The following is a 22,749-nucleotide window of genomic DNA, read 5'->3' on the forward strand; positions in this document are numbered from 1 at the left end:
ACTTCAAGATGCATATCCGCCGGCATGATCACTCCATCCATCTACTCTAATTTTTACTAGCTTGAATTCGTAAACGTGCTGTACGCTTTTTCGTTTCCTTAAATAATTCATCAAGCTGGCGATAACAAGCATATTGCCCTGGCTTCGCTTTGATAAAAGCAAGTCGTTCAACGCCATTAATCGGTAGCACTTCATCACCTGCCGCTTGTACTAGCTGTTCAAACAACTTTATTGCTTCTTCCATTAAACCTTTTGCTGTACCATTTCTAGCATCATGGGCTTCGTGGATGTTCGCTTGAAGGGTTGTCCACTTGGCAAACCATGCATCTACTTGATCTTTTACGATGGCCTCACTATTCATGCTTCCTTCACCAAGCCTTTCTTCAACCGTTTTTGCCCCTCACGGCAATCACTTAGTAAAGGGCAGGCATGGCAGCCAGGATTTTGGGCCTTACAATGGTAACGGCCAAAGAAAATTAACTGATGATGTGTTTTCGACCACTTATCCATGGGCGTTTTTTTCATGATCGTCTCTTCCACTTCAAGCACGGAATCTTTCCATCGACATAGCCCTAGACGTTTTGATACACGCTCCACATGGGTATCGACTGCGAGTGCTGGGATATCAAAGGCAACTGATAGCACCACGTTGGCTGTTTTCCGCCCCACACCTGGCAATGTCACCAGTGCTTCACGCGTAGATGGTATTTCGCCATTATATTCATCTAACAAACGTTGACATAAAGCCTGAATGTTCTTTGCTTTATTGCGATATAAGCCAATAGAGCGAATATCCTGCTGTAATTCATCCAACGAAACAGCTAAATAATCTTCTGGCGTTTTATATTTCTGAAATAATGTTTTCGTTACCTTATTGACAAGTACATCCGTACATTGTGCAGATAATAATGTCGCAATTGTTAGCTCAAAAGCATTGTCATGGACGAGCTCACAATGCGCATCAGGAAACATTCGATCCATCTCTTCAAGGCAATGTTCCCACTGTTTTTTTGTTAACAAACCGGATGCCCCCTATTCTCTTTCTTCTAACCAATTGTAAAACGGTACTTTATTGGTTGGTTGAGTATCTTGCTGAACCGTACGTGCTGGAGCCCTATTAAACGTTTGCTTCTCTCGAAACTGCTCACTTTGTTTTTGCGCGGCTTGAGGTGTCGTAATTTTTTTCTTCTTCCACTCTAACAAAATGCGATCTATATAGCGAATACTCAGTTTCCCAGCAAAAACAGCTTCTTTCAGTGCCTCCTTAATGAGGGCTGGACTATGGTTGTCCTCATCAAGCCAACATCCTATTTTTTCAAGCTCTAAAGGAGATAAAAGACGTCCCATTTCCTCTTCAAATAGTCGGAATATCTCTCCTTCTTCTTGTCGAAGTGTCACCGCAGATTTTTGTTGCTCTTTCATGTCGATCATCTGCACAATTCGCTCCCAAAGTGGGTAAACCGAATATTTTTCATAGAGCTTGCCACCTGCATCTACATCACGAGTAATTTCCAAAAAGCCCTTTTGCATTAATCGCTGTAAACGTGATGTTATATCATTATCAGGCATTGCGAGACGATTCTTAAGGTCATTCGGTGTGGGGAAGTCATTCCCTTCCATATGAAAGGCTAATAAGTGCATGACAATTAGCGCCTCTTCATCCTCTATATTTAACTCCTTATAAAACTGAAAAAAAAGCTGAGGTATAGGGATCATTCTCTGCTCAGTCCATGTACGGAGTCGATGATTATTTGCGTTCATATTTCTCTAGACTCCTTCTTTAAGTAAGTAGAAAAGCCGCGTAGATATTTCACTACGCGACTTTTAAATTGATTTGCTTATGGATATAAGCGGTTCAGTAAACGTGGGAATGGAATCGTTTCACGAATATGTTCTGTGCCAGAAATCCATGCCACAGTTCGCTCTAATCCAAGTCCGAAGCCTGAATGTGGTACAGAGCCATGTTTACGAAGTTCTAAATACCATGCATATGCATCTAAAGATAGGTGATGTTCTTCAAGACGAGATTTTAATAAATCATAGTCATGGATACGCTCAGAACCACCAATAATTTCACCATAGCCTTCAGGTGCGATTAAATCGGCACACAATACGACATCATCGCGCTCTGGATGTGGTTGCATATAGAATGGCTTAATGCCTACTGGGTAGCAAGTAATAAATACTGGCTTGTCGAATGAATTCGCAATGGCCGTTTCATGAGGTGCCCCAAAATCGTCACCCCATTCAATATCGTCGAAACCTTGTTCATGTAAAAGCTTGATTGCATCATCATATGAAATACGAGGGAATGGCGCTTTGATATTTTCAAGTTTTGATGTATCACGGCCAAGTCGCTCTAATTCTAATTTGCAGTTAGCCAGAACAGATTGTATAATATGCGCTACATACTGCTCTTGGACCTCTAGATTTTCATCAAATTCTACAAAGGCCATCTCAGGCTCGATCATCCAAAACTCGATTAAGTGACGACGCGTTTTCGATTTTTCGGCACGGAAAGTTGGACCAAATGAAAATACTTTTCCTAATGCCATAGCAGCCGCTTCCATATAAAGCTGCCCAGATTGAGAAAGATAAGCATCCTCCTCAAAGTATTTCGTATGGAATAGCTCAGAAGTACCTTCCGGTGCAGATCCTGTTAAAATTGGTGGATCCATCTTTGTAAAACCATTGTTGTTGAAAAATTCGTAAGTGGCACGAATGATTTCGTTACGGATTTTCATAATGGCATGTTGTTTACGAGAACGTAACCATAAATGACGGTTATCCATTAAAAATTCAGGACCGTGTTCCTTTGGTGTAATAGGGAAATCTGTTGCTGTATGTAGAACCTCAATTCCTGTTACAGCTAGCTCACAGCCAAAGCTTGAACGTTCGTCAACTTTCACTTCTCCTGTAATATACATAGAAGTTTCTTGCGTCAGACCTTTAGCTGTTGCAAAAATTTCTTCACCCACTTCTTCTTTCACGACAACACCCTGAACAAAGCCAGAGCCATCACGAAGCTGTAAGAAGGCGATTTTACCGCTTGAACGTTTGTTGGCCAACCAAGCGCCAATTTTGACTGTTTCTCCGATATGCTGTGGCATATCTTTAATCATAATTTTTTTCATAGAAATCCTCCAAAGTCGTCTAGAGGGATTAGTCTTGCCATTTTGATTTTACAAATGTATCAATACGACGGACTGCCTCTTCTAGTAAGTCTAAAGATGTAGCATAAGATAATCGCATAGTAGTTGGTGTACCAAAGCCAGAGCCTGGAATTACAGCTACGTTTGCTTCTGTTAAAATATCCGCAGCAAATGCGTCTACTGAATCATAGCCAGTGTGAGCCATAGCTTCTGCCACATCTGGTAATAAGTAAAAAGCACCCTGTGGTTTTAATACATGGAAGCCAGGAATTGCACTTACCTGTGGGTAAATCTTCTCAAGACGTGATTCAAATGCTTGGCGCATTTCTTCTACTGCGTCCTGCGATCCATTATACGCCTCTACAGTTGCATATTGTGCAGTTGTTGTCGCATTAGATGTTGAGTGTGATGCAAGGTCAGTCATTGCTGTAACTATGTCCACATCACCTGCAGCATACCCGATACGCCAGCCTGTCATAGAGTGAGATTTTGCCACACCATTTACAACGATTGTACGTGCTTTCACTGCATCAGAAAGTTGTGCAATTGAAAAATGCTCAATACCATTGTATACAAGCTTCTCATAAATTTCATCTGACACGATTAAAATATCTTTTTCTTCAGCAACAGCAGCAAGTTCTGCTAGCTCTTCACGAGAATATATCATACCAGATGGGTTGCTAGGTGAGTTAATAATCACTGCTTTTGTTTTATCAGTCACAGCAGCTCTTAATTGATCTGCAGTAATTTTATAGTTTTGTTCACGTGTACCTTCAACATATACAGGTACTCCGCCCGCTAATTTTACTTGCTCAGGATAAGACACCCAATAAGGGATTGGAATAATAACCTCATCGCCCTCGTTTAAAATCACTTGGAATAACGTATATAAAATATGCTTTGCTCCTACACCAACAATCACTTCATTAGGCTGATAGGCAAGGTTATTATCACGTTGTAGTTTATCAATTATGGCTTTTTTTAGAACTGGAAGTCCGCCAGCAGGTGTGTATTTTGTATAACCTTTTTCCATTGAATCAATGGCAGCATTTAAAATGTTCTGAGGTGTATTAAAGTCTGGTTCACCAGCTCCAAGGCCAATGACATCAATACCTTGCTCTTTTAATGCTTTCGCTTTCGCAGTAATAGCTAATGTTGAAGATGGTGTTAAAGTTTTTACACGTGTTGCTAATAAGTTTTTCATCCGGGATCTACTCCTCTTATAAATTCGTAATGCGCTTCCACCAGTCGCCATCCTTAAACATGATATAGACATAGTTGAGTTGGTCGTGGTCGTTTAGATACGTAATCTCCCAAACTGCGCCAGGCTCCTCATAGCCCAATTTCATGTGAAGGACCTTTTGTACATTTCCTTCATTTTTAAAAACCGATAATGCTTGCTTTTCCGTAATACCATCTTCTAATAACACTTCCTGAATGGAATCCTTGTCTAGATTCGTCGGAACAAAGACAGCTTTTTTATCACCGTATTCGTCTACCCCGAACACAGTAACATACGAATGTTTGCCATTATATGTGTAGGACTCCGAGACAATTGCGAGGGCTTTGGCATCGAGTGCCAACTGTTCAGCCTTCTCTTCAATTGAACGAAACGGAGCCTCGGCTTTCCAGAGTACTAAAATGCTAATGACAAGTGACAACGAAACAATAAAGACAGAAATGAAAATCAACCAGTTTTTCATCTACTCACCTTATGTTTCACATCGAGCTGTTTTGGCATGACACATAGCTGAGGCTTGTGCATGTCTATCACTGTGTAACCATTCATTTTGCTTTCCATTTTGTCAACCTGCTTTCTTTCCTCATACCACAACATTATACAACAATTTTGTGCTGTCGTGTTTCTTAATTTCATATATTGTACGTTGCTAGAATAACGTTTTCAAATGATTGGAACAGTAAATTTCATTCTATATCTATTCCACCTCTGCGTAATTGTATCCAGATTTCTCCTAGCTAATTCAAAAAGTCCTTCTTCAAGATCTATGACATCTATAGTCTTAAGCTATATATTGATTCAATGAACGTTTGAACAGCCACTATAAAAATCGAAACAAGCATTCATCTTCTCCCTATAAAAGAAGTAATCTTCTGATCTGATGTATCATCGTTTTCGGTAAAAAAACATTTGTTTAATCAAAATAAAGATTCCTATTCAACACTGTAAATAGGAATCTCTCAAGTTATGATAGTTCATATATAACATAGCTGGCACGGCCATTATCTTTCGCTTGATACAAACAGCTATCAGCCTGCTCAAATAAATCTTTATAATGGTAATTTATCCGATCGTTAATACAAGCTCCCATACTGACCTTTAATGGATAGATTTGCTGATTTTTTTCCAATGTTAACGTTAGCAAATGAGCGTGTGTGTGTTTGACAAGTGCCTTGATATATTCCATTTGTTGATGGCGAATACATACAATAAATTCATCCCCGCCATAACGGATAATTTTCACATCTTCCCCACGTAAAAAGTCCTTTAAACCATCAGCTAATAGCTGTAAAACCATATCGCCAAATAAATGACCATGCACATCGTTAAATAGTTTAAAATGATCAATATCAAGAACTGTGATACACACATAGGATTGCGTCATTTTGGCTGCATTTAACCACTCATGTAGCTCATGATCCAGGAAATGTCGATTCAAGACACCTGTTAATGGATCATAATGTGCTTTTCTCTCTAGTTTCTCCTTTTGACGCTTAAAATCTAAATTCATCACTTGCTGTAGTAAATTATCAACACTCATTTGTTCTGAAAGATCAATATATTCTCGTTGGACATCAAAAATTTCATCTCGCCAATCCAATTGGTACAGGACATTTAACAATAAGCGCATCACTTTTTTTGTAATGGGCTTATCACCATAGGATTTGGCAAGCTCTATGGCTTGTTGGTAATACGGCACTGCTTCCTCAAGCTTGTGCTGTTTTTCATATAAAAAGCCATAACCAAACAATGCTGCCACTTTTTCGCGTTTATGGTGTGGAATGATGTCAGACGTTAATGAACCATCAAGCAATGCCTTACCCGTCACAAAATCCCCTTCTAAAACATACACATCTGCTAAATTATTATTTATGCGAATATCTTGTAATATGGCTAAATCTGGTTGTGTTTCATATAACGTCTTATTGAATTCTCTTGCTAACAACCCTGCTCGAAGCGCTTCCTTCGTACAGCCCTTCTCCACCTCTAGATAACATAAATTATTATGACAACGAACAAGCATCATTACATCCTGTAGTTCTTGAGCATAAACAATTGACTTTTTCGTCATCTCTACTGTTTTTTCACGGACTCCCACCAAATCATAGATTAATGACATGACCAAATAGTAATGCATCAAATCTTTGCTAGTACCATATTTTTCACAAATAGCCTCATAATCATAAATAAGGCTGACAATGCTTATAGTATCCCCCAAAGAATGATGTACTAAAATTTTCTGATAGTACAAATCCAAGACATATGCATAGTTATTACTCTCTAATGCTAGTAAAAGACCTTGATCAGCCAGTTTCAGCGCTTCTGTTAAATACCCCTTTGTGCGCATTTCCATAATTGTTTTATTTAATTCCTCTAATGTTAATTCCAACGTCTCACCACTTCTCCATGCCCCAATATCATCCATTTTCTCTTCGTGCTTTAACAATTATAAGGCATATTTATTCACTTCGTCCGCCTTTTTAGAAATTTACCAACTATTCCCTCTATTTCAAAAATATCTTGTAAGACAGTTATATGATGTTATATCGGCTTACCCTTCAATAAAATTTTTATGCCTTTACACATTTTTCTCCATTTTTGTCCCAGTCAACTGTTGTTTTTACCCATATGATGTGCTAACTAGGCATTTTAAGTAATTGAAAAGGGATGTGATGTTTTGAGTTTGCCAATTAACCCTTCTGATCCAGCTACAATTACAAAATTTGTAGATGCACTACAGAAGCCAGTAACAGCGAAACCAAAATACTGTAGAGGACAACAAAAACATGATTATTACGAATTGGTCATGATGGAGGGCGAGCATCGTTTTCACAAGCATTTTCCAACTACATTAATATGGGGATACAACGGGCTTTATCCAGGACCTACAATAGAAGCCACGAAAGATAAGACCATTTACGTGAAATACAAAAATCAATTACCTTTACAGCACTTCTTACCAGTAGATTTTACACTTCATGCTGCCAACGATTCCCAAGAGGTAAGAACCGTCACTCACTTACACGGGGCCAATGTGGATTGGGAGAGCGATGGCCATCCTGAAGCATGGTACACAAGAGATTATCGACATACAGGGCCAAAATTTCATAAGGAAATCCATGAATATACCAACCATCAACCTGGTACTACCCTGTGGTACCATGACCATGCCATGGCTTTAACACGTCTAAATGTCTATGCAGGCTTAGCAGGCTTTTATTTACTGAGAGATGCCCTGGAGGAACGTTCTAATTTACCATGTGGAGACTACGAATATCCCATTTTAATTCAAGATAAATCGTTTAATGAGGATGGCTCACTATTTTATCCTGATGAACCACCCTTTCCAGTTTCCGTCCATCCTTCGATTACTCCTGGCTTCGTAGGAAATACGATTGTTGTAAATGGAAAGCTATGGCCCTATTTAGATGTCGAGCCACGCAAATATAGATTTCGTTTCCTCAATGGCTCCAATCGAAGAGGTTATGTCATCAGCCTATCAAATGAGCAGTCCATGATGCAAATAGGCACGGATGGTGGTTTTTTATCAGCCCCACAAGCGATTCAATCTGTAGAGTTACTACCTGCTGAACGCACAGATGTCATCATCGATTTTTCAGCCTGTGAGGGGCAGGAAATCACCTTACTCAACACGGATACAGATTTTAGCGATGAGCATACAAATGTCATTATGCAATTCAGAGTATCACTTCCCTTAAAATGTGAAGATACAAGTGAGATTCCAGAAAGACTGGCTGTTACGATGGATTTACACGCCCATCATGCACATATTGAAAGACAATTACCACTGACAGCGACAACGGATGAATTTGGAAGACCTATGTTATTATTGAACAACCGTATGTATCATGATCCAACGACGGAAAAACCTGCTTTAGATAGTATTGAAGTTTGGAGTTTTATTAATACGACCCCTTTTATTCATCCTATTCATCTGCATCTCATTCAATTTAAAATTCTTGAACGTAGGCCATTTGATTTGGAACTCTATCAAAATGAAGGCATATTAGCATTTACAGGACCACCTGAGGAACCACGTGACTATGAGCGTGGCTGGAAAGATACGGTGAAAGTGGATGCTGGCAAAGTTACGAAAATTATTATGCATTGGAAGGACTATGCTGGAAATTACATGTGGCATTGTCACTTCCTTGAGCATGAGGACCATGATATGATGCGGCCTATTCTTGTCATGAAAGACGTCCATGCTGTTCAACAGCCACATGCCGAAATAGAACAACCAACCCAACATCAAGTAACTGCAACAACTACAAATGCGACTCCTACGACAAACACTACTAGTACGACACATCATAATGAATCACCCGCACCACTATTAAATCCGTCTCAACTTCTTTTGACAGAGGAAGAGGAAGCAGTGGCATCAATAACAGAAGAATCAGTTTCTGTTCATGTAGGAAATAATGGCCAACACATGCCAACACTGCTCTTCCCTACTAAGTCAACGCATGCCGATATTAATATGCCAAGACAACGCAGAACTAGAAGATTTTAATAAAAAATTACAAAAAAACTACCGTTCTAGTGGTAGTTTTTTTGTGATCAAGCCTGCACACGCCAAAATCTATTCGTGAGTACCGCTAAAAGCAGCATCACAACACAGATAATTAGAATCGGAATAAAGATGTTGACCTGAAAGACCTCAAATAACAAGCCATATACCATTTGCCCAATTGGTGCCATACATTGTGAAACAGCCATAATTATAGCCATGACCTTCCCTAAATTTTCATTAGGTGTTTCCTTTTGGACAAGTGTCATCACGTAAATAGAGATGATTGTCATCATCATTGCAATCACAAGAGCACAACTGATAAATAATAAGTATGAAGCATAATAGCCTACATTTAGCATTGGTGGCAGCACGGCAATAGCCATAGGAAGCACCAAAATGGCAGATAGCAGAACCCAAACATATAGCTTGTCGACTTGGAGCTTTTTAGCAAAATAGCCCATCGTTAAAGCGCCAAGGATGGTTGCCAAATCAATGATGCCCATTCCTACCCCATATAATGAATCACTGCTGTCCATTGTGACACGAAGGATGATCGGCACACCTACGATAAATAACGGTGTAAATAATAAATTTAATAATGCAGCCAGTAGCGTACATTTTAAAATAAAGGTTTGCTTCACGACATACTTAAACCCTTCTTTCATATCCTTGCATAATGTTAGAACGAATTGTCCATCGGAATCACGTTTTACAAATGGAATGGTCATATACATTTCTACGATTGCTGTCAAGAAAAATAAAACACCACTTACCAGGACAAGATTTTTGATACCAAGCATGCTGTAAAGGATTCCTCCAAGTACTGGTGCAGCCACACCAGCCAGTGCTTGCACACCATTAACGATCCCATTTGCCTGCTCAAGGTGCTGTTCTCTTACTAATAACGGAATACTAGCTAGTACGGCTGGTGAGTACATAGCGCTAATGATGGATAGTAGCACCATAACCACACCAATCCCTATCACTGAATGATGATCTGTCATCAACGTAATATAGAAAACAAATACAATGGCACTACTAATGACATCAAATAACACCATTAGATGGCGTCGATTAAATCGATCCGCAATGGCGCCACCAAAGGGCGCAAGAAGAACAGGTATGCTTGAAATAGCAAAAAGCACAGCGAAAAGATCTGCCCGTCCCGTCATATCTAATACAAAAAGAGACAGCGCAAATCTTAATAAGGCAGAACCTAATATAGAAATAATCTGCCCAAATACTAGAATTCTAAAGTCTTTTGAAAATCCCTTTTCTTTTACGAATGTTTCCATGTACTAACTCCTCCCTTGAATTAGACCGACTGTCGGTCATTTAGAGTATAAAAAAGAAGTGTAGTGCAAAGTTTAGATGTTTGTTGGGGCTAAAACTTGCACTACACTTTTTAGACCGACTGTCGGTTTAAGAATAGTATATGGGAATTCTCCAAAAAAAGGAACGCATTTTTGCGATTTATTCCAAATTATTCATAATCGCCTTTAAAATGTGCTTTTATTTGTTCAATAAAAGCTGTGGACGCTTGGCTTACATAGCGGTCTACACGGTAAATAATAGACAAGCTACGGCTAGGAATATCATCTGTAATTCGAATAACACGAAGATCTGGATCATTCATTTGCTGAATTAATGGATATGGTTGCACCGTTGCTCCGATATTAGCGCGTACGAGATTCATAATTGAAGTGACGGAGCTTGTTTCAAGAATAGAATGGAGTTGGAAACCATGTTTTTTGACCTTCTCCTCCACTATCTCTCTTCCTAAAAAGCCTTCTGGATACATCACCATGGGAAGGTCTTTTAATTGTGCTATGGTGATAGCTGTTCGATTCGCCCATGGATGTTCCTTTGAAACCGTTACAACGTACTCTTCTTTTCGTAAAGGTATAATGACCAATCGATCATGTGGTTCTACATTTGTCCCAATCCCAATATCCACTTCGTTTTCAAGAACCTGCCGCATTATATCAATAGATGCAAGGATTTTAAGCTTTACCTTAGGAAATTTTTGATGAAAATCAATGACAAGTTGTGTAATTCTATAATCTAAATCAGATGGCATAATACCAACACTTATTTGGCCACCTTGAAGTTCTTGTAAATCTTTAATCGCATCTTTGACATTTTGTAATGTATTAAGCATAGCAGTAGCATAGTTAAACAATAATGAGCCAGCCTCAGTCACCACTATTTTTTTGCCAATTCGATCAAATAACGGCATTCCTAGTTCATCCTCAAGCACACGGATTTGCTGGCTTAATGTTGGCTGAGAAATTCCTAGCTTCTCAGCAGCCTTTGTAAAATGTAGCTCCTCACAGACTGCCATAAAATAATGTAGATGACGTATTTCCATATGGATCACAACCAATCATAGTTTGTATCTATTATTGTAATAGTAATAATAGTATTGTCCAATCATTTATGTTGTTATAGACTTCAATTTGGGATTAATTTATTTAAACATACGGAGTTGATAGAGAATGAATGTAAAACGCACAATCCTACCTATAATAGCCATTATTTTAGCCTCTTTTAATTTAAGACCTGTAATTACTTCCGTTTCACCTTTGCTAGGAACTATCCGAGAATCATTGCATATGAGTGCATCTAGTGCCAGTTTGTTAACGTCACTAGCTGTCTTATGTATGGGCTTATTTGCACCTATCGCAATCAAGCTCGCCAATCGTTGGAGTATTGAACGAGCGATCGCATGCTCATTAATTCTTATTGGACTTGCAACCGCTGCAAGGTACTTTGCTTACTCTGCCTGGGTCATGCTCGTTACGGCCTTGTTAGCGGGTATAGGTATTGCCATTGTAGGACCATTATTATCGGGTTTTATAAAAGAAAAGTTTGCAAATCCATCTCGTATAGTCGGTATTTACTCGCTAGCACTAGTTGTAGGGGCTGCTTTAGGATCTGGTCTTTCTATTCCATTGAGTAATATTTTCCATTCATGGAAAATATCCACGGCATCTTGGTCTTTACTTGCCATAATCGCTTTGTTTTTTTGGTGGAAACCTATCGTGCAAAAACCCCTCCCTGTTAGGAACACAGATATAGATACTTCAGTGAATGTCAAGAAAATTTTAACAAATCAAAAAGCTTGGTTATTAACTGGATTTTTTGGCTTAATGGCCTTCATGTTTTATACTATTATGGCTTGGTTACCACCAATAGCTGAAAATATGGGCTATAACAAACATGATGCTGGCATGATGCTCACACTATTAACAGTTGCCCAAATGCCTGCAACGTTTTTAGTACCTATTTTAAATAATCGCTTTCAGCATCGAGCTGTTTGGCTAGTAGCTTGTTCATCCTTAGAATTAATTGGTTTACTGATGCTACTATTCTCCATTAATCCTTGGCTAAGCAGTGTGCTAATCGGCATTGGGGCAGGAGGCTTATTCTCGTTAGGATTAACATTACCAATTGATGAAGCCAAAGATATCCAAGAAGCTAGTTTCTTAGCCGCTATGACCCAATCAGTTGGCTTCGTATTTGCTGCGCTAGGCCCCCTATTTGTCGGTCTAGTACGAGATTACACAGGGAACTTTACAGCAGCCATTATTGGCATGATCATTATCGTTATTGTGATGATCTTTATTCAAATAAAAATCGGAAATCAGAAACAACAGCACATAACCATATCCAGATGAAAAAGGCGACTTTCTAGAAAGGAAAGTCGTCTTTTATTTAGTTGATAATAGGTTTTCCCTTATCTATCAACACACGTTTGATTAGTAGTGAACAGATTAACCCGATGATCGCTACAATCGTAGCAAATAGATACGCATGTTGAATACCAAAAACTAATGCCTTCACTTGTAATGCAGATGTAAGAGGCTCCCTTATTTGATTTAAATAAGCATGTTGGTTTGCATTTAAAATGCTAACTGCTATTGCTGTACCAATTGCCCCTGATGTTTGTATGGTTGTATTGATAATCGCAGACCCATCAGGATATAAATTGCGATCCAATTGGTTTAAGCCATTGGTTTGTGAAGGTGTTGTAACCATCGACATGCCAATCATTAACAATGTATAAAAAATAATAATTGTATAGCTATGTGTAGTGCCAGATATATGTGTGAACACAAAAGCTGCAATGACGCCCATCATAAAACCAGGAATTACGAGCCATCGTGGTCCATGCTTATCAAAAATACGTCCATTGATGAAGGCCATGATGCCATTGAGAATACCACCTGGTAATAGTAGAAGGCCTGCTTGAGCAGAACTGAACCCTAGTCCTCCCTGCATATACATGGGTAACATTAAATTACTCGAAAAAATAATCATATTGCTTAGAACCGTTAAGCTTATTCCTAGAATAAACATCGGTTGCTTGAAGACTCTTACATTAAGAATAGGTTCCTTGATAGACAGTTGACGGAACACGAAAAAATTCATTGCCAGAACGCCTATTAATAGTGAACCGAGGACCTCCCAGCTCATCCAACCGACATTCGCTTCACCTGCATGGCTAAACCCAAATACAAGACCACCAAAGCCAATCGATGATAAAACTATTGATAACAAATCAATCTTTGGCTTCATCTCGCTAGATAAGTCCATTAAATGCCTGACACCTAATATAAGTGAGAAAATTAATAAAGGAATAGGCATCCAAAAAATCAATTGCCAATTGAAATATTGGATAACTAAACCTGAAATAATAGGACCTGTCGCTGGAGCAAACATCATCACTAGACTAACAATTCCCATCGCTGTACCACGTTTTTGAGGAGGAAAAATAACAAGTACTGTATTAAAAAGTAATGGTGTTAGCAATCCCGTCCCTGTTGCTTGAATAATTCTTCCTATTAATAAAATCGTAAAAGTAGAAGAGGTAGCAGCAATCACAAGTCCAGTTATAAAAAATGTGATGCCTGTTATAAATATTTTTTTGGTGCTAAACCTTCTAATCAATATGCCAGAAACAGGAATTAAAATGCCTAACACAAGTAGATAACTAGTTGTTACCCATTGCGCGGTGGAGGGTGAGATATTAAATTCTTTCATTAAACCGCTTAAGGCCATATTTAAGGACGTTTCGCTAAACATCCCCATGAAGCCACATATCAGTAATGATGCCATTAACGGTACAACTTTAACTGTTTGACTATTTGATTGTTTTCCTTGAATGTTTTCAGTCATTGTTACTCCTTTGGTTCTTCTTTCATTCTTTGTTTATTTGTGCAAAAGAAATAGAAGCCCCTATAAAGTAATTGATACTTTATAAACGCTTCTACTTTCATGAACTTTTAGGTTTAAATTGTTGCTTAAATTCATTTTAATCTGGATTATTTCAAGGCTTTTATATTGTTCGCTTGGCTCAAGTAACTTTTTACGAGGTACATCCTTCTGTCCAAATGCGATTAGACAAATGATTATAGAACTCAATAAGTATTGTTGAATTAATCGTAAACCAATAAAGAATTAAGCCCTATTGTTAATTGTCTTGTGTACCAAAATGAGCGGTACTTCGGTATTGATTATGGAAAACTACTAATCGTAATTCAATCGCTTGATTTTGAATGATTTTTTCTAGCGTATGTTGAATACTATTAGCTTCGTTACTAGCTGATTTAGCAATTAACACTGCGTCTTCATTGGAAAATTGTTGGGCTAGCCATGTATCCTCTTGCTGTAATAGTTGGAGGATATTTTGCTTCGAAGCGTTGTCTACTGCATAGCCAGAGATTGTTGATAGCTGAAGCTTGTTCATAAGGTAAACAGTTCGATAATTGTCTTGATAGGCGATAGTGATGGCTTTCGTCTGTTGATGTTGATCAGCTTGTGTTTGGGTGGATGAAGCTGTTGTGGCACTTCCATCATGATCCGTTTCATCACCTGTATGATTGTTGTTATTGTTTGTGCCAAAATGAGCCGTTTGACGATATTGACTATGATAAACGACTAATTGTAAATCAGTCGCTTGATTTTGTAATATTTTCTCGAGCGTATGATGAATACTTTTAGCTTCGTTCATGGCTGCATTAGCAATTAAAATGGCATCATCATTAGAAAATTGTTGCGCTAACCATGTGTCTTCTTGCTGAAATGACTGAATGATGTTCTGGATGGATGCATTGTCTATCACATATCCAGATAATGCTGATAGTTGGAGTTTGTTCATTTGATACACAGTTCGATAATTGTCCTGATACACTACAGAAAATGCTGTTGTATGCTGGTTACCCTCAACTTGCGTATTATGCGATACTGTAGGATTATCTGCAGCATTTTTTCCTTTAACCGAATTCGTGCTATCATTGGTTGTCACCGCATTTTTCTCTTCTGTTTGTGCTTGGGTAGTAGCTTGTGTATTACATGCCTGCAAGACAAACATGAATAGTAATGCTCCAGTTAAAGAAAAAACTCTTTTCATGACTTAAACCCCCAAAAATGATTACTAAAAAAATATTAAAACTGAATGATACTAGTTGTTTAAGGCTGACCTTAAAACAACTTCTTCTAAAACATCAATGCCTAATAATATATCTTCAAGATCTGTATGTTCATCAGGATGGTGACTTAAGCCGTCTACCGATGGGATGAATAGAAGGCCAACTGGTCCGAGTCTTGTCATATTCATGGAATCGTGTCCTGCACCACTTTGCATATATTGATAGGAGAGATTTTTTTCTAGACAAATATTCTCTAACTCTTTCATTAAGTTTGGCGAAAGTAGGGCAGGCTCCTCAGAGCTAATGACATTATAGTCAATCGTAAGCAGTCGGTTTTGTTGAACATTTGCAATCGCTGCATAGAGATGCTGAAGGACACGATCTCTTGATTCTACTGAAGATGAACGAATATCCACAGTCAGCTCCACTTGTCCTGGTACAACGTTCATGGATCCAGCGACAACGTCTAAAATACCTACTGTTGCCACTGTTCCAAACTCTTGCTCAGCTATCGCTGCTTTTTCCAATTCCAATGCCAATTCTGATGCACCTAAAAGAGCGTCTTTCCTCATATTCATCGGTGTCGTACCTGAATGAGAAGCTTTCCCGTTTAATGTCATTAATAAGCGAACTGGTGCTGCCACTCCTGTGACAATCCCTATTTTTTTCTCATAGTTAATAAGCATTGGGCCTTGCTCGATATGTAACTCAAAAAAGGCATGGAAACCTTCCTCTACCCTATTTGCCTGATCCACACTACTAAAATCTAGCCCACAATGTGCAAAGGCCTGTTCCATTGAAATACCATCACGATCTACGAGATGACGATATTTTTCTTTATCAATTAGTCCCGCCATTGCTTTACTGCCGACCGTTGAAACGCCAAATCGAGATGACTCCTCACAGGCAAAAGCAATAATTTCAATTGGATGTTTTGTCATGATCGACTTGTCGTTTAATCGCTTGATTACTTCAAGGGCAGCCGTTACGCCAACAACGCCATCATACTTCCCACCCTGATACACTGTATCTAAATGAGAGCCCATGACAACAGGCTGTAATCCTGGTACACTACCTTCTCTTCGCGCAATAAGATTTCCGCAATGGTCAATAAGAATTTGAAGATTTTCATCCTTACATAAACGAATGAAGGCATGTAAACAAGCCTGTTCTTCATTTGTATAGGCAACTCTCGTAATTCCTTTCTCGCCTGAATTATATTGATTCATTTTATCTAGTAATTGTTGATAACGTTCCTTATAAACCATGTAAACAGCTCCTTCTTAAGAATTACGAAGATGAAAATCAGCCCAAATTTGCCCTTTAATAGCATCTTATTTCATTGTACCAATTATTTCACACCTTTTTGGGTGAAAATTAGAAAAGGGATTCTCCATTACGAGATCCCTACTCTAATTGACGCTGGAAAGACTTAAGTAGTGCATCACTACTCTAATCTAGATAACAGATTATTATTTACTATTAGCCATTTTGTCATTGAAATGGTTGAACAATGCATCACATTCTTCTCTAGTTTCAATTTTTTGCATGTTCAGAACACTCGTATCTTTACCTGTTAAGTAATCACGAATATGCATATCAGAGAAACCATGTACATGAGCATCTTCTGCTGTATTGCAATAGTGCACTTCTTTAATACCTGACCAAATAATTGCCGAAACACACATTGGACATGGTTCACATGTAGCATAGATCACACAATCTGATAAATCCATTGTGCCAAGCTTTTTAGAAGCCTCACGAATGGCCACTATTTCTGCATGTGCAGTTATATCTGTATCACGCATCATTGTATTTCCTACAACAGCGATGATTTCGTCTCCTCTTACAATTGTTGCACCAAATGGTCCACCAATATTTTGATTGATACCATCTTTTGTTTTATCAACTGCTAATTGAATATAATCCATACAGTGATTCCCCCTATGTTATTGAATAATATGAGTTCCTGCTTGATTATTGATTGCCTCTTTTAAACTCTCAGGATTTGTAATAATCACTCGGTGACCACCATTTTCTAAAAAGCTCAAACTTGCTTCAATTTTTGGTAGCATACTTCCTGGTGGGAACTGATTGTCTAGAACATGTTTCTTTGTTTCTGCAATCGTAATTTCTTCAAGTGCTTGTTGTTCAGGTTTTCCAAAGTTAATAAATACACGAGGAACGCCCGTTGTAATAATTAATGAATCAGCATTTACTTGAGCTGCTAACAGACTTGTTGCAAAGTCTTTGTCGATAACAGCATCTACGCCTTCATAGATATTATTTTCTTTTTTAATAACAGGGATGCCGCCTCCGCCTACTGCAATGACTATATAATCATTGTCAATAAGAGATTTAATTGCATCTTTTTCTACAATATCAATTGGTTTTGGTGAAGGCACCACGCGACGATAACCACGACCAGAATCTTCTACCATTTTCCAATCTGGATGTTCAACTAACATAGCATCAGCTTGCTCTTTCGTAAAGAATGAACCCACTGGCTTAGTAGGATTGACAAAGTTTGGATCATTTTCATTGATTTCCACTTGTGTAATAACACTTACTACTTTTTTATCAACTTGACGTTTCGCCAGTTCATTAATTAATGCTTGTTGAATTAAATAGCCAATACCACCCTGTGTATCAGCAACACAGTTCACTAAAGGTACTGCTGGCATGCCAGATATCTCATTAGCAATTTCACTTCTTTGTAGTGTAAAGCCTACCTGAGGACCATTACCATGCGTGACAACCACCTTATAACCTTCTTGAATCATATCTGCAATATGTTCGACAGTTTGAGCAACCGCTTCCTGCTGACTTTGAATAGATTCACTTCCGCTATCTTTTACCAACGAGTTGCCTCCGATAGCTACAATTACTAATTTACTCACAACTACACCCCTACTTTACTTTCCGCATTATTTTGAATTTTTTGGTGATTCAATCGATAAAACACCGTATATAAAATGAACGATACGATTAGTCCGCTAAAGAAGGCAAAGTCGTTTAACTTCACTAGGAAAGGCACACTCTTAAGGAAAGCACCTGACATTGGTAACATAAAACTAATCAACAGAACGACACATGCTACGATGTTATAGCCAGATTTATAAGCCCCATTGTTTCCTTCTTCCACATAAATCGTTGATAACTCGATGCGACGTTTACGCTCGATATAAAAACTAGACAACATAATACCTGCTATTGGACCAAACATAGAGCCTATAAAACTATAGAAGAAAAATAGTGTTTCTGTACTAGATACTAGTTTCCAAGGCAAAATCAATGTTCCAATAATGGCTGTTAAAATTCCTGCTGTTTTTACTGTAAATACTTTAGGGAATAGCGTTGTCATTTGTAATCCAGATGGTAATAAATTACCGAATACTACAAAGGCTGTTGCCCCTACATTTAAAGCTAAAATTAACACAATAACAGAAAATGGATTTTGGATTTTATCAATAGCATCAACAATATTAAAAATTGGTTGTCCGAAAGCAATTTCTGTCCCAGCTATTAAACTAATACATGTAATTGCAAACAGTAGATAAGAACCGATCATACCAATGGATAAACCGTAAATCATAGCTTTTGGTGATTTAGCTCTATTTGTAAAGTCTGCAATATTAACGATTGGTCCAGCCCAATTGGATACCAATGCGCTGACACAAGCAATAAATACTAGTGGACTTTCCATTTTTGTGGCAGGTGCATAATCTAAAATTGGCCCTATACCACCAGCTATATTGATTGCCCAAATCGCTGCTCCAATGATGAAGATATAAACGATCGGTGATGAATATTTACCAAAAACAGTGAGCATATCCATGCCGCCCAAGAATAGTAAAACTGTAACTACCCATAAAATAAGATAAGAGATCATTGTCGGAACATCTAAGCCAAAAAGAGAGAAGTCTCCACCAATAGACATATAGTTCGGAATGAATCTAGCAAATAACACATTTAATGATTGTGCGCCCACCACAGTGGTTGTACCAAAGAAAACAACCCCAGCAACTAATCCACGACATAATGCTGGAATAATGGAACCCTTTACGCCGAATGCATCTCTAAGTAATATAGCGAATGGAATACCATATTTAGAGGCAGAATATCCATTTAAGGCGTAGCCTGCAGAAACTATCACTGCTGATAGCATGATGGCTAAGAAAACTTGATTGACAGATAATCCTAAGACAAAAAATCCTGCAACTGTCATATAAGACATAATATTGTGAACTGCGCCCATCCAAACTGTGATGTAATTAAAGATCCCCCAGTCTCTTTCCTGAGGACCTTTTGGTAATAGTTCTTCCGAATAGCCTAGTGCTCTATAGTCTTGATAGGACTGTTCAATTTTTGCATGTTCCATCTAAAGCTCCTCCTACTTATAGGAAGTGGGCTTAAGCCCACTTCTCACTAATTGTGATTAATGCTTTTTCAAAAGCTTCCATTGGAGGGTGAGTAATACCAGCACCAATCATACCAATACCTGCTTCTTTGTGTGCGATCGCTGTATTGATGATTGGAAGAATACCAGTTTGAATTACTTTACGAATATCAATACCAGTAGCAATTCCCATGAAGTTTAATAATGGAATAGTAATGTTTTGGTTTTCAGTTGTAGTAATTTCTTTCATTTGACGTGAATAACCAATTGCTTCATCCACTGTTCCACCTACTAAGGCAACGATTGCTGGTGCAGTAGCCATAGCGAAACCACCGATACCATATGTTTCAGTAATAGCACTATCCCCAATATCAAGACCTGAATCTTCTGGTTTATATCCAGCAAACATCGGTCCGATAACTTGCTGTGCAGGACCTGTGAACCATGTGTTACCTGCCATACCACTAATACGAACACCAAATTCTACACCGTTACGTGCCATTGTTGTCACAACTGTACTGTGCTCGATACCGTGTGCAGCATCTAATGCACATTTACAACAAGCCATCCATGTAGGACCTGAGAAGTACTCACTGCTTGCAACGAAGTCAAATACTTCACGTTTTTGTTCAACAGGGTAATTTGTTTCTAAAATATAAGGTGTTAAAGATTGAATGAATAAGGCCGTACCTGCATTGTTACGGTTATGACACTCATCACCCATATGAAGTGCTTGTGCAAGCATTAAACGAAGGTCAATGCCCTCTTTATTTAGCTGCATAGCGTCACGTAAAATTGGTCCTAATACATCACGCATCCATACTAAACGATCAATAACACTGTCATCGTTCGCACCCATACGTAAAACTTTTGCCATTTGCTCACTTAAGTTTGTAAACGCACGATTGCCGTATGTTTTATTTTCAACAATGTGTACAAACATAGAGGCAGATGTTACACCAGCCATAGATCCAACAGAATTATGTTCATGACATGGTGCGAATGTAATTTCTCCAGATGCTGCAACTTCCGCTGCTTCCTCCAGGTCCTTTGCTAATCCTTCGAATACTAGAGCCCCCATAACGGCACCTTTCATAGGGCCATTCATGTTTTCCCATGTAATTGGTGGGCCAGCATGTAAAATTGTTTTCTTCGTCATGCCTGGTACTACATTAATCGCTTGGTCAAAACCAATTAGTACTGGTTGAGAGTTTACAATTTTTTCAACGGCAAGACGGTTCGCTGCTTCAATTTTTTCCGCTAGTTCAGCTTTGTCGATTTTGTTTAGTGCTGCAATAATTTCCGGTTTACCTCCACCTGGTGGTGACCACTCTAGGTGTGTAGCACTTGCATTTTGTGCTAAAATATCATCTTTAAAAAGTTCAATACCTACGTTAATTACGTTAATTTTACTTGTAAAAAGTTCATTAATCTTACTCATGATGATCTCCTTTCAAAACCATTTCTCTAGCAAGTAAGCCCGCATTCGTACTGCTGCTTGCATGTGTCACACCTGCGTCGATTAATTTTTTCACTTGATCTTCTAGATTTGGTTTATCTATATCTGTTCCTAGCACATAACCAATAATCTCTAAGTGTCGGCCTTCTTTTTCTGCTAATTGTTTAGCCTCAATAATAGCTGGAAGCATAACACCAACTGGATCTTCATGTGAGCCGAAGCCTAAAACAAAGTCCATCACAATGACACCAACAGATGGATCTTTTGCTTCTTGTAAGAAACGCTCAATACGAGAAGATGGGTCAATCATTGGGTGTGGTTTACCATTTGTAAAGTCATCATCACCGAAGTCAATGAAAGTATGTTCTTGGCTCACATTGATATTTTTTAATAAGAAATCAGGATTTTTTTGAATATTACTATAAACGTTATTGAATTTTTCCATAGCTAGATACATAGATTCATCACAAAGTGTTCCGCCACAGAATAAGCCACGAATATATTTTTGCTCTGGCGACAATTTCGCACGAACCTCTTCAATTAATGGCAGGTTAAGTGCACGTTTGTTAATGCCTGCATCATCAATACCTGCTAGTAATACCGCTTTTAATGCCGCTTCTTTAGACGTTTTAGCAAACTGTCCACCAGCTGCCACTACTGCCTCTTCATTACCACCGATAAAGTAAACAACAACAGGTTTGCTGCACTCTTTAATTTGTGCTAGCACTTTTTTCTCCACGCTAGCTTCAGGTGGCTTCGATACTAGAACGATTACTTTTGTCGCTTCATCTGCATCAAGGGCTTTGATGCCATCAAGCATCATAATGCCGCCTACTTCTTTACTTAAATCACGACCACCAGTACCGATTAGTTGAGTAATCCCTCCACCGAAATCATGAACACGAACACTTACTTCTTGGCTACCAGTACCAGATGCTGCAACAATACCGATACTGCCTTTTCTTACAGCGTTTGCAAAACAAAGTCCTGTATTACCAATGATTGCTGTACCACAGTCTGGCCCCATCATTAATAAGCCTTTGTTATGTGCTAATGTTTTTAATTCCACTTCGTCTTCAACGCTTACATTATCGCTGAATAACATAACGTGTAAGTCATTTTCAAGAGCTTTGCGTGCTTCGCGAACAGCAAAAGCACCGTTCACAGAAATTACAGCAAAGTTTGCATCAGGAATACCTTGTGCAGCTGAATCAATCGTTGCGTATTTAATATCACTTTTTGCTTGTGCTGAATTTTTATTTGTTAATAATTCTTCAACCGCTAAGTAAGCGCTTTCCGTTTCATCCGCATTAGCAGTTTTTACAATAATCATTAAGTCACCAGCTGTTGCTTCCTCCACTTCTGGCGTCATCAAACCAACGTTGCGAATGACTCCTTTATTCATTTCTGTACCCATACCAATAATTGCTTGCTCAACGCCTTCAATTTGATTCGCTTTTGTTGATAGTGACATCAATGATACTGAATCAAAATATGTGTTTCGCTTAATTACAACTTTAATACTCAT

At 38.5% G+C, this 22,749-nt stretch carries 19 protein-coding genes; 2 read left to right on the forward strand and 17 right to left on the reverse strand.

Translation table 11 applies throughout. The annotated features are described in order from the left end of the window. Positions 1–46: 46 nt before the first annotated feature. From AO843_RS10240 to AO843_RS10270, 7 genes are all read right to left on the reverse strand, one after another. On the reverse strand, positions 47–361 hold the full coding sequence (locus AO843_RS10240; protein WP_054611023.1) for a YpoC family protein: 315 nt from the start codon (positions 359–361) through the stop codon (positions 47–49). Further along, positions 358–1,020: an endonuclease III gene (nth, locus tag AO843_RS10245; RefSeq protein WP_054611024.1), complete on the reverse strand. Its 663-nt coding sequence runs from the start codon at positions 1,018–1,020 to the stop codon at positions 358–360. The genes AO843_RS10240 and nth overlap by 4 nt, the downstream gene beginning before the upstream one ends. Before the next feature lie 12 nt (positions 1,021–1,032). Further along, positions 1,033–1,761 (reverse strand): DnaD domain-containing protein, encoded by a 729-nt coding sequence (locus AO843_RS10250; protein WP_054611025.1) that lies wholly within the window; start codon positions 1,759–1,761, stop codon positions 1,033–1,035. Between the two features lie 77 nt (positions 1,762–1,838). Further along, complete coding sequence (asnS, locus tag AO843_RS10255) at positions 1,839–3,134, reverse strand: asparagine--tRNA ligase (RefSeq protein ID WP_054611026.1); 1,296 nt, start codon at positions 3,132–3,134, stop codon at positions 1,839–1,841. A 28-nt stretch (positions 3,135–3,162) separates the two neighbouring features. Next, entirely contained in the window at positions 3,163–4,356 is a 1,194-nt protein-coding gene (locus AO843_RS10260) for a pyridoxal phosphate-dependent aminotransferase (protein ID WP_054611027.1), read from the reverse strand. Between the two features lie 16 nt (positions 4,357–4,372). Continuing rightward, positions 4,373–4,855 (reverse strand): cell wall elongation regulator TseB-like domain-containing protein, encoded by a 483-nt coding sequence (locus AO843_RS10265; RefSeq protein ID WP_054611028.1) that lies wholly within the window; start codon positions 4,853–4,855, stop codon positions 4,373–4,375. Positions 4,856–5,356: 501 nt separating this feature from the next. Then, complete coding sequence (locus AO843_RS10270) at positions 5,357–6,817, reverse strand: tetratricopeptide repeat-containing diguanylate cyclase (protein ID WP_231630116.1); 1,461 nt, start codon at positions 6,815–6,817, stop codon at positions 5,357–5,359. Between the two features lie 252 nt (positions 6,818–7,069). On the opposite strand from AO843_RS10270, the gene AO843_RS10275 reads away from it, so the two are divergent. Further along, positions 7,070–8,929 (forward strand): multicopper oxidase family protein, encoded by a 1,860-nt coding sequence (locus AO843_RS10275; protein ID WP_054611029.1) that lies wholly within the window; start codon positions 7,070–7,072, stop codon positions 8,927–8,929. Between the two features lie 47 nt (positions 8,930–8,976). On the opposite strand, the gene AO843_RS10280 is transcribed toward AO843_RS10275, so the two are convergent. Both AO843_RS10280 and AO843_RS10285 read right to left on the reverse strand, forming a co-directional pair. Beyond that, the gene (locus AO843_RS10280; protein WP_054611030.1) at positions 8,977–10,224 is read right to left on the reverse strand and encodes an MFS transporter; all 1,248 of its coding nucleotides are present in this window, start codon (positions 10,222–10,224) and stop codon (positions 8,977–8,979) included. Positions 10,225–10,412: 188 nt separating this feature from the next. Further along, positions 10,413–11,300, reverse strand: a complete 888-nt coding sequence (locus tag AO843_RS10285; RefSeq protein ID WP_054611031.1) for a LysR family transcriptional regulator — start codon at positions 11,298–11,300, stop codon at positions 10,413–10,415. 127 nt (positions 11,301–11,427) lie between these two features. Between AO843_RS10285 and AO843_RS10290 the strand changes: the two genes are divergently transcribed. After that, complete coding sequence (locus tag AO843_RS10290) at positions 11,428–12,609, forward strand: MFS transporter (protein ID WP_054611032.1); 1,182 nt, start codon at positions 11,428–11,430, stop codon at positions 12,607–12,609. Between the two features lie 37 nt (positions 12,610–12,646). Here the strand turns inward: AO843_RS10290 and AO843_RS10295 are convergent, their stop codons facing one another. The 8 genes from AO843_RS10295 to fdrA form a co-directional block, all read right to left on the reverse strand. Further along, complete coding sequence (locus AO843_RS10295; protein WP_054611033.1) at positions 12,647–14,110, reverse strand: DHA2 family efflux MFS transporter permease subunit; 1,464 nt, start codon at positions 14,108–14,110, stop codon at positions 12,647–12,649. Between the two features lie 295 nt (positions 14,111–14,405). Beyond that, positions 14,406–15,344, reverse strand: a complete 939-nt coding sequence (locus AO843_RS10300; protein ID WP_054611034.1) for a hypothetical protein — start codon at positions 15,342–15,344, stop codon at positions 14,406–14,408. A gap of 51 nt (positions 15,345–15,395) precedes the next feature. Beyond that, positions 15,396–16,631: a Zn-dependent hydrolase gene (locus tag AO843_RS10305; protein ID WP_054611035.1), complete on the reverse strand. Its 1,236-nt coding sequence runs from the start codon at positions 16,629–16,631 to the stop codon at positions 15,396–15,398. Between the two features lie 204 nt (positions 16,632–16,835). Then, positions 16,836–17,294 (reverse strand): nucleoside deaminase, encoded by a 459-nt coding sequence (locus AO843_RS10310; protein ID WP_054611036.1) that lies wholly within the window; start codon positions 17,292–17,294, stop codon positions 16,836–16,838. 18 nt (positions 17,295–17,312) lie between these two features. After that, on the reverse strand, positions 17,313–18,263 hold the full coding sequence (arcC, locus tag AO843_RS10315; protein ID WP_054611037.1) for a carbamate kinase: 951 nt from the start codon (positions 18,261–18,263) through the stop codon (positions 17,313–17,315). A 2-nt stretch (positions 18,264–18,265) separates the two neighbouring features. Next, positions 18,266–19,744 carry a cytosine permease gene (locus AO843_RS10320; protein ID WP_054611038.1) on the reverse strand — a complete coding sequence of 493 codons (1,479 nt, stop codon included), beginning with the start codon at positions 19,742–19,744 and terminating at the stop codon, positions 18,266–18,268. Between the two features lie 31 nt (positions 19,745–19,775). Next, entirely contained in the window at positions 19,776–21,203 is a 1,428-nt protein-coding gene (locus AO843_RS10325) for a YlbE family protein (protein WP_054611039.1), read from the reverse strand. Beyond that, positions 21,196–22,749, reverse strand: a complete 1,554-nt coding sequence (fdrA, locus tag AO843_RS10330; RefSeq protein WP_054611040.1) for an acyl-CoA synthetase FdrA — start codon at positions 22,747–22,749, stop codon at positions 21,196–21,198. The genes AO843_RS10325 and fdrA overlap by 8 nt, the downstream gene beginning before the upstream one ends.

The organism is Lysinibacillus sp. ZYM-1 (assembly GCF_001308875.1).
Taxonomy (GTDB): domain Bacteria; phylum Bacillota; class Bacilli; order Bacillales_A; family Planococcaceae; genus Lysinibacillus.

Excerpts from the sequence above, each read along its gene's own strand:
- asnS (WP_054611026.1), bottom strand. The coding sequence starts at position 3,134 with ATGAAAAAAATTATGATTAAAGATATGCCACAGCATATCGGAGAAACA.
- AO843_RS10285 (WP_054611031.1), bottom strand. The coding sequence starts at position 11,300 with ATGGAAATACGTCATCTACATTATTTTATGGCAGTCTGTGAGGAGCTA.
- AO843_RS10320 (WP_054611038.1), bottom strand. The coding sequence starts at position 19,744 with ATGGAACATGCAAAAATTGAACAGTCCTATCAAGACTATAGAGCACTA.
- AO843_RS10305 (WP_054611035.1), bottom strand. The coding sequence starts at position 16,631 with ATGGTTTATAAGGAACGTTATCAACAATTACTAGATAAAATGAATCAA.
- fdrA (WP_054611040.1), bottom strand. The coding sequence starts at position 22,749 with ATGAGTATTAAAGTTGTAATTAAGCGAAACACATATTTTGATTCAGTA.
- AO843_RS10295 (WP_054611033.1), bottom strand. The coding sequence starts at position 14,110 with ATGACTGAAAACATTCAAGGAAAACAATCAAATAGTCAAACAGTTAAA.
- AO843_RS10290 (WP_054611032.1), top strand. The coding sequence starts at position 11,428 with ATGAATGTAAAACGCACAATCCTACCTATAATAGCCATTATTTTAGCC.
- AO843_RS10250 (WP_054611025.1), bottom strand. The coding sequence starts at position 1,761 with ATGAACGCAAATAATCATCGACTCCGTACATGGACTGAGCAGAGAATG.
- AO843_RS10300 (WP_054611034.1), bottom strand. The coding sequence starts at position 15,344 with ATGAAAAGAGTTTTTTCTTTAACTGGAGCATTACTATTCATGTTTGTC.
- AO843_RS10280 (WP_054611030.1), bottom strand. The coding sequence starts at position 10,224 with ATGGAAACATTCGTAAAAGAAAAGGGATTTTCAAAAGACTTTAGAATT.
- AO843_RS10240 (WP_054611023.1), bottom strand. The coding sequence starts at position 361 with ATGAATAGTGAGGCCATCGTAAAAGATCAAGTAGATGCATGGTTTGCC.
- AO843_RS10310 (WP_054611036.1), bottom strand. The coding sequence starts at position 17,294 with ATGGATTATATTCAATTAGCAGTTGATAAAACAAAAGATGGTATCAAT.
- AO843_RS10265 (WP_054611028.1), bottom strand. The coding sequence starts at position 4,855 with ATGAAAAACTGGTTGATTTTCATTTCTGTCTTTATTGTTTCGTTGTCA.
- AO843_RS10325 (WP_054611039.1), bottom strand. The coding sequence starts at position 21,203 with ATGAGTAAGATTAATGAACTTTTTACAAGTAAAATTAACGTAATTAAC.
- AO843_RS10270 (WP_231630116.1), bottom strand. The coding sequence starts at position 6,817 with ATGGATGATATTGGGGCATGGAGAAGTGGTGAGACGTTGGAATTAACA.
- AO843_RS10260 (WP_054611027.1), bottom strand. The coding sequence starts at position 4,356 with ATGAAAAACTTATTAGCAACACGTGTAAAAACTTTAACACCATCTTCA.